Raw genomic sequence first — 11,887 nt, 5'->3', positions numbered from 1 at the left:
ATAATATAAGGATTAAGAGGTGAAAATATGCCAAAATATAGAGTCGAACGTGTCTCACAAGAAATATTAAGAGAAGTAAATGATATTTTGTTAAAGACAGTCAAAGATCCACGTGTCCAGAATGTTACGATTACAGATGTGGAAGTAACTGGTGACCTTCAACATGCAACAGTTTACTACAGCACGTTAGAAAAAGATGAGCAAGCACGTGAAGACACTCAAACTGGCTTAGATAAAATTGCTGGTCTGGTGAGAAGTGAAATCGGGAATCGGATTAAGTTGTACAAAACACCCGAAATTAGATTCGAACGTGATAAATCCTTAGAGCAAGGACAGCGCATCGAAAAGATTTTGAAAGACTTAAAATAATAATTCAACTTAACAGTTTACTGTTAATGAAAAAAGCGCCCATCATAATGATGGGCGCAAATTTTTATATTAAAGCAAATTTTCTCTTATTTAGTCAAAATATTGACTATCATTTTGGTTCAACCAAGAATGGGTAAGTCCCATGATAAGGCCACCACCAATATAATTTCCAATTAAGACAATAATCCAGTTTATTAAAATAGTGCTAGCAGTAAAACTTTCAAGTGCTCCGGGGTTAGTGAATTGTACAATACCAAACATTGAGAAGTTCGCGATTAAGTGCTCATAACCGAGCAATACGAAAATCGAAATAGTTCCCATTAGATAGATAAACTTAGCAATGAACTCTTTCGTACGTAACATTCCCATAATACCAATATTAACAATGATATTAGCAATAATTGCTTCGATGAATAAGCGACCAACTGATTTTGCAAGCTTTCCATCTGCAAGTGCATAGAGTAAATGGTTTGAGTCAATCGCGTTAAAAATGGTCGTCTGTCCGAGTAAAAAGCTGATGGCATAAGCGCCGATTAGATTCCCCAAAGTACAAAATAGTAGCAATTGGGCTGCTTTTTTGTAAGAGAAAAATTTTCGATGAGCAGAGATGGTCATCATCATCATATTAGAGGTAGCAAGTTCCCCATTTAGAAAGACGATAACAATTAGACCAATTGTGAAGAAAATAGCATAAACAACTCTGGCAATTGCGGGGCTAAATTCAACAAAACCCTGAGCTGCAACTAAACCAAATGCCGTTCCTATCGTTAAATATATTCCTGCAAATAAACAACGAACACCATATTTTAAGATATTTTCTTCAAATAGCCTCATCTTCATACCGGCTACCGTTGTAATAGTATTCATTAAATGTTGTTCCATTGTGGAATCACTCCTATCTATGTTATAATAATTATATCACAAATTAGATTGATAATGAAATACAAATTCATTTTTAACAGTTATAGAAAGAGGTACTTGTATGAATCTACGGCTCCCCCCTAAATTACATCCTGGAGATACAGTTGCTATCGTATCCCTATCAGCCGGAACAGCCGGTGATGCTCACTTCAAGTGGCGTACTGAACAAGGGATTCAGCGCCTAGAAGATAATTTTGATCTCCGTGTAAAAGTGATGAATCATGCACTGAGCGGAAGTGATTATTTATACCAACATCCAGAAAAACGAGCAGAAAATTTAATGATGGCTCTGAAGGATCCTAAAGTTAAAGGAATTATATCGTGTATTGGTGGGATTGAGACGGTACGTTTATTACCGCATATTGATTTTAACGTTATTAGAGAACATCCGACCTTGTTTTGTGGGTACTCGGATACGACAACCAACCACCTCATGTTTTACAAGGCCGGTGTATCCAGTCATTATGGCCCTGCTTTGCTAACCGATTTTGCTGAAAATATTGCAATGGATGATTATACGGTTGATCATATCCAGCGTGCGTGGTTTTCAGCTGAACCGATTGGGGAAATTCGTGCATCGAAGCATCTAAGAAAATTTGGCTTGCTGTGGGATGAAGAAAACCGGGAAATTATGCGCGAATATCGCGTGAATCCGGGCTATCAGTCATTAGGAGCAGAAACTGTGGCGACCGGTCATTTATTGGGTGGCTGTGTGGAAACATTAGCTTCGCTCCGCGGTACATCTTTATTCCCAACTGTTGATCAGTTCCAGGGTGCCATCTTATTTTTAGAAACATCTGAGAATTATATGAAACCAGCACGCTTGGAAGATGAGCTAAGAACATATGGTATGATGGGAATTTTGGAGGTTATTCATGGGATTATTGTTGGTCGACCGCAAGATGGCATCTATTATGAAGAGTATCAAAAAGTTTATCCGAAAGTCATGAAGGAATTCGGTCGAGAAGACTTACCGATTTTGTATAATATGAATTTCGGACATAATGAGCCCAAATGTATTCTCCCATATGGCATGCAAGCTCAGCTTAACACCATTACTAACCAATTTAAAATCTTGGATAGTGGCGTTACTTGTAGAGATAAGTATCGAATGAACTGATTGGGTGAGATGTATAACAGCGAAGTATTTGATTGGCAAAATAATCAGTAGCATCAGCTTCAATATTAAATAATAGATATTGTAATGAGTTAATGTTTTGTTGATGGAATAAATAAAAAATTTAATTGACTAGATAAATTAAGATTAACATTTCCACCTACGTAACTAAATTCAGATTGATTATTAATATGATAGATAAGACTATATGTTGTAATAGCATTAGATTGACATAATATAAATAAACAATCAAAAGATAAATCATCAAGTATATGGCTTTATGCCGTATACTTGATGAGGGTGTAATATCAGAAGATAATGGATTGATGCGTGTGAATTTTTATAATTAGAATGAACTAACTGATTCAATGAATTTAAAGTATTCTGACTTACTTCTTGAAATGAGTAAATACATCCGTCACTACAAGCACAATGTGGATAGAATGATGAATTCGTGTAAATCTGCCGTACTTTCTTAAAATTATGGTTTTTTAAGAAAGTACGGCAGATTTATTTCCAGGATTGTTTCCTATTTCTAAACTATATTCTGAATGAGTTGTCTGAAATAATAGAGTATTGATTCCCTGACATCGATGATTTTGATCAACATAAATGGTTACATAATTATTATGAGGAATAGATGCTTTTGTATACTAATTAACTCTAAAAGATTATTTTTTAAAAATAGAGATAGGTAATCTTATTGGGTTGTTTGTATGGTGATGAAGTATTATTTTTATTGAATGTAAAATGAGTTTCGTTTATCAGTATAAATATGGGAGTAATTTACCAACTATTGAAATAAAATTTCAATTTGTAAACGATTTATTGAAATGTGGTTTCTTTGTGGTAGGATAGAGTTAGTTAGGAGGATGATGAAGATAGTCACCATCAAATTAAAAGATTATTATATAGATGCTACTGACACAGAAAAAATTATTATAGATTATATATTACGAGAACCTAAAAAAACTGTGAATTTAACTATTCATGAATTGGCTGAAATGACTTATTCCTCTTCTTCAACGATTATCCGGCTATGTAAAAAATGTGGCTATGAAGGATATCGAGATTTTTCAAAACAGCTAACGTATGAAATAGCCGTGAGAGAAGATTACCGTGAAAAAAGACAGTTAGAGATTAATAAAGATGATGATATAGATGATGTGATTAATAAAATATCACAAAATAATATTTTATCTTTAGAGGAATCGAGAAAAACTATCGATTCAGAAACTGTTATGAAATCTATAAGTATTATTGATCAAGCTGAACGAATATTTATTTTTGGAATTGGAGCATCGTTTTTAGTAGCAAAAGACTTGCATATGAAATTAGCTAGAGTTAATAAGATGGCTCATATCAATGAAGATTGGCATACAATGCTTCTTATGTCCAAAAATGTTTCGAAAAATGATGTAGTTATCATTATTTCTTATTCAGGAAAAACGACAGAAATGATTACTTGTTTACAAGTAGCTAAAGAAAATGGTGCAACAATTATTGCTATAACTAAAGAGGAGGCTACTGAAATATCAACCCAAGCAGACTTAAATATGTATGTTCCAGGTAAAGAATTTAGTTTTAGAAGTGGTGCAATGTCATCAAGAATTGCACAATTAAATATAGTTGATATTCTTTATACAAGTTACATCAGCAAAAAATTTGATGGCTTGCGTGAAGTCTTAGAAAAAACATATATTGATAAGGATGATGTACATGGTTAATATTAATCAATTAGTTACTGAACAACGGAATAATAAAACACAAGATTTAGATATAATGTCAGTTCATGAAGCTTTAAAAGTTATGAATGAAGAAGATTATAAAGTGCTAGACTCTATAAAAGGGAGTTTGGACGATATAGAAAAAGCAATTCATCTTGTAATTAAACAACTAAAGGATAATGGTAGATTAATTTATATGGGGGCAGGAACCAGCGGGCGATTGGGTGTATTAGATGCATCAGAATGTCCACCAACATTTGGAACGGATAAAGAACGAGTTATTGGATTAATTGCTGGAGGTCAAGATGCATTCACGGAAGCAATCGAAGGGTCCGAAGATAGTGAGAATGCAGGAAAATCAGATTTACAAGGTATTAGTATCTCATCCAATGATGTATGTATAGGTTTAGCAGCTAGTGGAAGAACTCCCTATGTCGTTGGAGGCTTAAAATATGCTCGTTCACTAGGTGTACCTACTATTTCTATTGCATGTAATCCAGATGCAATAATTAGTCAATTATCTGATATAAGTATTGAAGCAGTGGTTGGACCAGAAGTTCTTACAGGATCTACTAGATTAAAAGCAGGAACTGCTCAAAAATTAATTTTAAATATGATCTCAACATTGTCAATGGTAGGAATTGGAAAAGTTTATCAAAATTTAATGGTTGATGTCCAGTTGTCTAATGAAAAACTTCATTCAAGAGCAGAGAAAATTGTTCAAGATGCTACCGATGCAGATATAGACAAGGTGAGAACAGCACTGAAAGAAAGTTCAGGGTCTACAAAGATTGCTATAGTTATGTTACTACTTGGAATTAATAACAAAGAGGCACAACAAAAATTAAATAGTAATAGTGGGTTTGTAAGACAGACATTAATGGAAGGAACTGATAATAATGGTTGATAACAAACAATTAATTGATAAAATTGTTGATTTAGTTGGTGGTATAGAGAATATTAATTCTGTTAATAACTGTATGACACGATTAAGATTGAAAATAGCAAATGAAAAACTTGTAGAGCACGAAAAATTAAAACAAACTGACGGCGTTATGGGAGTTGTAGATTCAGATACATTACAAGTTGTAGTTGGCCCCGGTAAAGCTAAAAAGTTAAGAGATATCTTAGTTGAAGATTTTGGAGTAAGTTCAGATTCAACAGCACAGCAGAATAACTGGAAAGATAATAAAGAAGATATAAAAAATAAGCAGAAAAAAGGGAAATTGAAACAAGGATTAGAGTTAATTGCAAATATTTTTATTCCAATGATTCCCGCTATTATTGCAGCCGGAATTTTTCAGGGCTTTGGAACTTTACTCTCTCAACTAATTGAGAGTGGTGTTATTGCGGGAACAACTTGGGAAGTTATCCAAATAACGTTTACTTTAATTGGAAATAGTTTTTTAGGATATTTTGCAATTTTCACTGGGGTGAATGCAGCTAAACAATTCGGAGCAACTGAAGCACTAGGTGGAATGATAGGAGCCGTGTCAATTGCTGAGCCACTAATAACACTTTCACAAACTGTTGGTCTCTATGATGCTGAAGAACCATTAAATTCAATACTAACAACTGGAAAAGGTGGTATTATTGGTGTCATCTTTGGAGTATTTATATTAGCAAAAATTGAAAAGTTCGTCAGAAGTAAAGTGCCGGATGTATTAGATTTGATTGTAACACCAACCGTAACATTGCTTGTGACTGTCAGTTTAATGGCATTCGTAATTATGCCAATTTCAGGAGTTCTGTCAGATTGGTTAGTAGCCGGACTTGGTTACTTTATTGGATCAGATAATACAGTTATCAGCATTTTATCAGGTTATGTATTATCAGCAGTTTTTCTTCCAATGGTATTATTAGGACTTCATCATGGATTAATTCCTATTTATGCTATTCAACTAGAAGTACTCGGTGGTGTCTCGTTATTCCCAGTATTGGCTATGGCTGGTGCAGGGCAGGTTGGAGCAGCGATTGCTATCTACTTTATTGCTAAAAAAGAAGGAAATAAACGATTGACTCAAGTTATAGCCGGAGCTTTACCCGCTGGAATACTGGGTATTGGTGAACCATTAATTTATGGAGTAACATTACCATTAGGAAAACCATTTATTACTGCTGGGTTAGGAGCAGGATTTGGTGGAGCATATGTTATGATGATGCACGTAATGGCAAATGCTTGGGGGCCTTCTGGTTTGATTGCAATTCCTTTAATGACGCCTGATACTATGATACATTACGTAATTGGTATTTTCATTTCGTATATTGGTGGTTATATCTTAACATATCTTTTCCTGGATAGACAGAGTGTTCAAAATGTCTAGTCAGTTAGGTTTTTCAGTGTATGTATCTACATTTTCAGAACAGAAAAAATTTCTAAAAAAATTGGAAGGTAAAGAATATTTTGTATTCACCTCTTTTCATATCTCTGAAGAAATAACTCCTAATTATAGTGATAAAATTATTGAAATGTGTCAATGGCTAAAAGAACATAAATTTTCTATAATTGCTGATATCTCACCGAAGACAATAACAGAGTTTGATGTACAATCTCTAGAAGACTTAATAAATATTATTTCAGTGGATTATTTGAGGCTGGATTACGGGTTTTCTAAAGAAGAATACAATCGATTAGAATCAAATCATCAAATTGTTTATAATGCTTCAACTGCTATAAGGGATACAATTAATTATGGATCAATTTATATGCATAATTTTTATCCTCGACCTGAAACAGGATTAGATGAGTATTATTTTTCTGCTTTAAATACAAAAATAAGAGAGAAAGGAGGAGAGATTTTAGCATTTATTGCTAGTGATAGTATGCGACGTGGACCATTGCATCAAGGCTTACCAACATTAGAAAAACATCGAAATCTATCACCTTATGTTCAATATTTAGATTTACACAAAATATATAAAGTAGAGCATATATTTTTAGGTGATTTAGAGATGGGGTTAAACGAGTTAGAATTAATTACCTCATATCTACAAAGTAGAGTAATCTCAATCCCAGTAAAAATAGATTCAAAGTATAATCATTTAATTGATCAAGAATTTACAGTAAGAATTGACTCGCCTAAGTCACTTATTCGTGTACAGGAGTCAAGACAGATTAATCACTTTAAAAAATCAATCTCTCCTGAAAATACGTCTGATCGATTAAAAGGAAGTATCACCATTGATAATGAACAAATGAAGAGATATGAGGGAGAAGTTCAAATCATCTGTAAGGATTATCCAAATTGCAATGGTGTGAACGTTATTGGGCAAGTATTACCTCGGTATCATCACTTATTAGATATAATTGATCGTGGAGATAAATTTAAGTTTGTAATGGAGAACTAAAGTTTTTAAAAGAAATTTTGTTAGAATACCAGGATAATTCGGATGATATAAAATTATTTTTTAAAAGATAGCTAATACAAAAATTTGTAAGAACCTACTGGTGTTCGTGATGTGACCCCAAAAGTTAGGGTAAATTATTCTAATTTTTTTGGGGTCAGTATCTTTTTGATACAGCTTTTTTAATATTGCATTTTAATATGCTAAGAAAGCAACAAGAGATTTGTCTCTAGGATATTGCGCCCCATTTGTAAACTATATTCTGAATGAGTTGTCTGAAGTGATAGAGCACAGATTCCCTGACATCGATGATTTTAATTAATATAAATGATTAATATTTGGTAGATAAAAGTTAAATATCATTTCGTTATGTGTTATAATAAAGTCATTAAAAAAGAGAAGAGGTTAACCACAAAGCGATGAGCAATTAATTCCATTTCAAAGACAAATAGTTTTAAGCTTACAGAAATGTAGGCATGTTCAAGTTGTCGGAAATGGGAGTGCATTGTGGTTGACACAGGGGACTTCTGTATCTATATAGAGGTCCTTTTTTGTATTCTTATTTCCACGAGGATGAAAGGTGGAAGTAACTGTATGCAAGTGTTAGAATTACAAGATGTAACGTATAGTATAAGAGATCGGTTGTTGATTGATATTGATCATTTGCAACTACAGGCGGGGCAAGTTGTGGGGTTGATCGGTAAAAATGGTCAAGGGAAGACCACACTGTTAAGATTAATTAAGGGAGAGATACTGCCAGATAGTGGCACGGTGAAAGTTGAGGGAATTCCTTACTTGATGCCCCAACTAAAGCAAGATCAGACACAAGGTGCGAGCGGGGGCGAAATAACGAGTGAATTCTTTCTTCAAGCGACTAGAGACCGGGCGAAGTTATTGTTGTTAGATGAACCGACGACGAATTTGGATGCAAACCACCGTCAATGGGTTGAGCGTAAGTTGAAAAGGATGGATGCAGGTGTGATTTTAGTGTCACACGATCGTCATCTGTTAGATGAAACCTGCTCAGAGATTTGGGTGCTAGATGAGGGCAATGTCACCGTATATTCGGGAAATTATTCGGATTATATAACTGAGAGAGATCGAAAGCGGAGACATCAACAAAAGGAATATGAAAAGTATCAAAAGAAAAAACAGCAGTTAGAAAAAGCTGCTGAAATGAAAAGGCGACAGGCAGAGCGAGCGACGGTCGTTCCAAAGTCTGTATCAGACCCGGATCGGCGGCAAATAGGTGCGGCTATTTATTATGCGGGGAAGCAGAAAAAGTTGCATAAAAATCGTCAGGCAATTGAGACTCAAATAAAGCAACTAGAGCCCGTAGAGAAACCGAAGCAATTAAGTACCATTGAGATGGAAGTGCCTAATCAGCAACGGTTACGCGAGCGGACCATTATTCGATTTTATGAATTAGCTGGTGGGGTAGAGCACAAGACATTGTGGAAACCAGCTACGCTGCAGTTAATCGGTGGACAGAAGATTGGTTTGATCGGAGATAATGGTGCGGGGAAGACGACTTTACTTAGGATGTTATTGTCAAGCAAGCACCCAGATATTCAAGTTAATCCGCAAGTGAAATTTGGTTATTTTGCCCAAAATTTGTCTGTATTAAAAACAGAAGAGACTGTGTTAGTTAATGTAATGGAGACATCTGTTCAGTCTGAGACAATCTGTCGAGTCGTTTTAGCTCGGATGGGCTTTTATGAGCAGGATATCCGAAAATTGGTCGGCGTATTAAGCGATGGGGAACGAGTAAAAGTCGCCTTAGCCAAGATTCTAGTAGGGGATTTTAATGTATTGGTCTTGGATGAACCGACGAATTATTTAGATATTTACGCAGTCGCTGCATTGGAGGAGTTGTTGATAGAGTATCCGGGGACGATTATACTTGCTTCACATGATCAGTCTATTGTAGAAGCTGTGTGTGATCAATTATTAGTTATTAATCAGAACAGGCTGCAATTATTTGAAGGCACGCTCAGTGAATTCCAAGCCTATGAGTCCCAAGAGAATCGTAATCATTATCACGACCGTTTGCTTCAGTTGAATAATCGAATAAGTGAGATTCTAGGAAGGCTGAGCTTAGATCCGGATGATGAACAGCTTCAAGAGCAGTTCGACCAGCTAATGGCAGAAAAGAAAGAAATAGAAGTGTTAGAGTAGAGTGAGTTAATTTAGGCCAGAAAAAAAAGCAACGTCGGTAAGAAGACGTTGCTTTTTTAGTAGATTGCTATGGTTTACGCCAAGTACTAGTGATATTGACATTAGCATCGTTGGCTAAGTTATAGAGAGGGCAGCGTTTTTCAACGATAGTTTTCATTTCTTGAATACGTTCGTCAGGTTCATCAGTGTCAATGATAACTTCTAAATGAATTGTTTGGAAATAGGTTTGTACGTCAGCTTTGCCAGCAAATCCGCGTGTGTCAAGCGTTCCTTCTGTATTGAAGTCAACTCTGGTATACTCGAATGCTTCATCACGCGCAGCATAACGCAAGACAATTGAGGTACAAGCGGAGAGAGCACCTAAGAAATATTCTAAGGGATTAGCTCCAGCATTGGTACCACCGAGACGTTCGGGTTCATCAACAATGAAGCCATCGAGATCGCGTACATTCACCGTTGTCTTTAATCCATCTTCGTTGTTACCTGAAACACTCAAAGTTGCCATAGATTCATGACTCATTCTAATCACTCCTTATAAAATATCTAATCTAAGTTTAGCAAAGATGAAAAGGAATTCAAGCAATTAGTTTTAAGCAAGTTAGTCGAAGTAGTCAGTTAGGCCTTTGAAAATAACATCTGCAACATTTTTGTGGTAAGTTTTTGTGCTAATAATGTTGTAATCAGAGTCATTATCCATATAGCCAAGTTCAAGTAAGACACTTGGGCGGGTATTGTTACGCAAGACATGATAGTTCCCAAAACCAATTCCGTTATTGCTGAGTTGGCCGTCTGCTTTGAGTCGATCATTAATCGCATTAGCTAGTGGTAGATCCATATCAGAATAGTGATAGGTTGTCGTTCCACTAATGGAATTACGAATGCCAGTTGCATCATAATGAATGCTAACAAAAGCATCTACTGACTGCGTATTTGAGATATTAGCCCGTTCATCTAACCCTACATCTATATCTGATGTTCGCGTCATCAGAACAGTAGCACCTGCTTTTTCTAATTGTTGTTGAAGATAGAGAGAAGTACTCAAAGCAATATCTTTTTCGTACGTATCATTGTAGACAGCACCGGGGTCAGTTCCTCCATGACCAGGATCAATTAGAATGGTGGCATGTTCAAGCGCTGGAATATCCACAATTGTATCTAGGTCCAAGTCATCAATGTCTGTTGTGTGCGCATAGTCGGCATGTACGAAGCCTGTTGTATTCTCGGTTAATTGAATTTCATACCAATGATCTATCTTTTGCACATAGGTATAGGACTGATTAGCGAATGCTTCTCCAATAATATCAGCTTCAAGGGATGGTTCGCGGCGAATATTGGCGTTGTGTTCCAGCATCGTGATGGTTTTCTCAGAATCATCCGGTCGCGTGTCTGAACTGAGTAGCTTTACATAGTCTGAGCTGATCCAAGCGGTTTGATCGCCATAATTGATCTCCGTCCAGTCGTCAACTTGACCAATAATATCAACTTGATCTCCTTCTGTAAGTTCACCTATAATCTCTGAATCTAGAGAATGATCTGAACGAATATTTAAAGTAGGGGAAATAACTTCTCCCATTAGGTAATGTGATGATTTTTCGCGGGGAGCTTGATTTTCGACGAATGATTCTGTCACCCAGCCAATTTCATTATTACTCGTTCGAACTTTTAGCCAGCCATCTTGTTCGGCTAACACATGGAGATGATCATTTTGATATAGTTGAGTAATTACTTCATGGGATTGTCCGGGCCCTGAGCGTACATTTAATTCTGCCACATTGACTGTTACACTGTGTTCTTGTGCCATAGTTAGAATTGACACGAATGAAAGTATGAATAAAACGATTACAGTGAGCAAAAAAGTACCTCGTTTAGTTATTTTTTTGTGAGAAGAGGGAGAAGAATTAGGCATTAGGAAAGTTCCTTTCTCAAAATAGAATGAAAGTACGGGATACTCCCGTCAATACTGCCTACATTATAGCAATATTTTTGTCAGACTACAATGGAATTGATAGCGAAGAAGATGTATCTTTTAGAAATAGATAGATTAAACATTTAAGATAAGCAGGGAATGAGAGGAAAACATTGACGGCTAAGGGAATGTTTAGTATAATTAGGTTAGTTGAACAAGTTACCTGTGATGGAGCAAATAGTCCAACAGAGAGCATTCTCGTGGCTGGAAGGAATGTGGACAGAATAGAAACACTCCGGAGGTTGGCAATGCAAAGTTGTCACG

10 protein-coding genes are annotated in these 11,887 nt (G+C 35.8%); 7 read left to right on the top strand and 3 right to left on the bottom strand.

The window, feature by feature from the left end; genetic code table 11:
* Window positions 1-27 precede the first annotated feature (27 nt).
* Window positions 28-369: a 30S ribosome-binding factor RbfA gene (gene rbfA, locus HMPREF9703_RS05625; protein WP_004636297.1), complete on the top strand. Its 342-nt coding sequence runs from the start codon at window positions 28-30 to the stop codon at window positions 367-369.
* A 90-nt stretch (window positions 370-459) separates the two neighbouring features.
* Here the strand turns inward: rbfA and HMPREF9703_RS05620 are convergent, their stop codons facing one another.
* A complete protein-coding gene (locus HMPREF9703_RS05620) occupies window positions 460-1,251 on the bottom strand; it encodes a formate/nitrite transporter family protein (RefSeq protein WP_004636296.1) in 792 nt (263 codons plus the stop codon).
* Window positions 1,252-1,351: 100 nt separating this feature from the next.
* Here HMPREF9703_RS05620 and HMPREF9703_RS05615 point away from each other — a divergent pair, with 100 nt between their 5' ends.
* From HMPREF9703_RS05615 to abc-f, 6 genes are all read left to right on the top strand, one after another.
* Window positions 1,352-2,410, top strand: coding sequence for a S66 family peptidase (locus tag HMPREF9703_RS05615; RefSeq protein WP_004636295.1), 1,059 nt, complete (start codon window positions 1,352-1,354; stop codon window positions 2,408-2,410).
* An 869-nt stretch (window positions 2,411-3,279) separates the two neighbouring features.
* The gene (locus HMPREF9703_RS05610) at window positions 3,280-4,134 is read left to right on the top strand and encodes a MurR/RpiR family transcriptional regulator (protein ID WP_218914820.1); all 855 of its coding nucleotides are present in this window, start codon (window positions 3,280-3,282) and stop codon (window positions 4,132-4,134) included.
* On the top strand, window positions 4,127-5,041 hold the full coding sequence (gene murQ / locus HMPREF9703_RS05605) for an N-acetylmuramic acid 6-phosphate etherase (protein ID WP_004636293.1): 915 nt from the start codon (window positions 4,127-4,129) through the stop codon (window positions 5,039-5,041). The genes HMPREF9703_RS05610 and murQ overlap by 8 nt, the downstream gene beginning before the upstream one ends.
* Window positions 5,034-6,458: a PTS transporter subunit EIIC gene (locus HMPREF9703_RS05600; protein WP_004636292.1), complete on the top strand. Its 1,425-nt coding sequence runs from the start codon at window positions 5,034-5,036 to the stop codon at window positions 6,456-6,458. The genes murQ and HMPREF9703_RS05600 overlap by 8 nt, the downstream gene beginning before the upstream one ends.
* On the top strand, window positions 6,451-7,482 hold the full coding sequence (locus HMPREF9703_RS05595) for a MupG family TIM beta-alpha barrel fold protein (RefSeq protein WP_004636291.1): 1,032 nt from the start codon (window positions 6,451-6,453) through the stop codon (window positions 7,480-7,482). Before HMPREF9703_RS05600 ends, HMPREF9703_RS05595 begins: the two co-directional genes overlap by 8 nt.
* 591 nt (window positions 7,483-8,073) lie before the next feature.
* Window positions 8,074-9,657 (top strand): ribosomal protection-like ABC-F family protein, encoded by a 1,584-nt coding sequence (gene abc-f, locus HMPREF9703_RS05590; protein WP_004636290.1) that lies wholly within the window; start codon window positions 8,074-8,076, stop codon window positions 9,655-9,657.
* Between the two features lie 67 nt (window positions 9,658-9,724).
* Here abc-f and HMPREF9703_RS05585 read toward each other — a convergent pair whose 3' ends face one another.
* Together HMPREF9703_RS05585 and HMPREF9703_RS08625 are read right to left on the bottom strand one after the other, a co-directional pair.
* Window positions 9,725-10,177 carry an OsmC family protein gene (locus HMPREF9703_RS05585; RefSeq protein ID WP_004636289.1) on the bottom strand — a complete coding sequence of 151 codons (453 nt, stop codon included), beginning with the start codon at window positions 10,175-10,177 and terminating at the stop codon, window positions 9,725-9,727.
* Window positions 10,178-10,255: 78 nt separating this feature from the next.
* Entirely contained in the window at window positions 10,256-11,458 is a 1,203-nt protein-coding gene (locus HMPREF9703_RS08625; protein ID WP_167535654.1) for an N-acetylmuramoyl-L-alanine amidase family protein, read from the bottom strand.
* Window positions 11,459-11,887 lie beyond the last annotated feature (429 nt).

Origin of the sequence: Dolosigranulum pigrum ATCC 51524 (assembly GCF_000245815.1) — a bacterium.
GTDB lineage: Bacteria > Bacillota > Bacilli > Lactobacillales > Carnobacteriaceae_A > Dolosigranulum > Dolosigranulum pigrum.
Note: the sequence above shows the minus strand (reverse complement) of the source record. Positions and strands in the feature narration are given on the sequence as shown.

What these genes read in the sequence shown, in the direction of transcription:
- abc-f (WP_004636290.1), top strand. Translation starts at nt 8,074, where the DNA reads ATGCAAGTGTTAGAATTACAAGATGTAACGTATAGTATAAGAGATCGG.
- HMPREF9703_RS05620 (WP_004636296.1), bottom strand. Translation starts at nt 1,251, where the DNA reads ATGGAACAACATTTAATGAATACTATTACAACGGTAGCCGGTATGAAG.
- HMPREF9703_RS05615 (WP_004636295.1), top strand. Translation starts at nt 1,352, where the DNA reads ATGAATCTACGGCTCCCCCCTAAATTACATCCTGGAGATACAGTTGCT.
- rbfA (WP_004636297.1), top strand. Translation starts at nt 28, where the DNA reads ATGCCAAAATATAGAGTCGAACGTGTCTCACAAGAAATATTAAGAGAA.
- HMPREF9703_RS08625 (WP_167535654.1), bottom strand. Translation starts at nt 11,458, where the DNA reads ATGGCACAAGAACACAGTGTAACAGTCAATGTGGCAGAATTAAATGTA.
- HMPREF9703_RS05610 (WP_218914820.1), top strand. Translation starts at nt 3,280, where the DNA reads ATGATGAAGATAGTCACCATCAAATTAAAAGATTATTATATAGATGCT.
- HMPREF9703_RS05585 (WP_004636289.1), bottom strand. Translation starts at nt 10,177, where the DNA reads ATGAGTCATGAATCTATGGCAACTTTGAGTGTTTCAGGTAACAACGAA.
- HMPREF9703_RS05595 (WP_004636291.1), top strand. Translation starts at nt 6,451, where the DNA reads ATGTCTAGTCAGTTAGGTTTTTCAGTGTATGTATCTACATTTTCAGAA.
- HMPREF9703_RS05600 (WP_004636292.1), top strand. Translation starts at nt 5,034, where the DNA reads ATGGTTGATAACAAACAATTAATTGATAAAATTGTTGATTTAGTTGGT.
- murQ (WP_004636293.1), top strand. Translation starts at nt 4,127, where the DNA reads ATGGTTAATATTAATCAATTAGTTACTGAACAACGGAATAATAAAACA.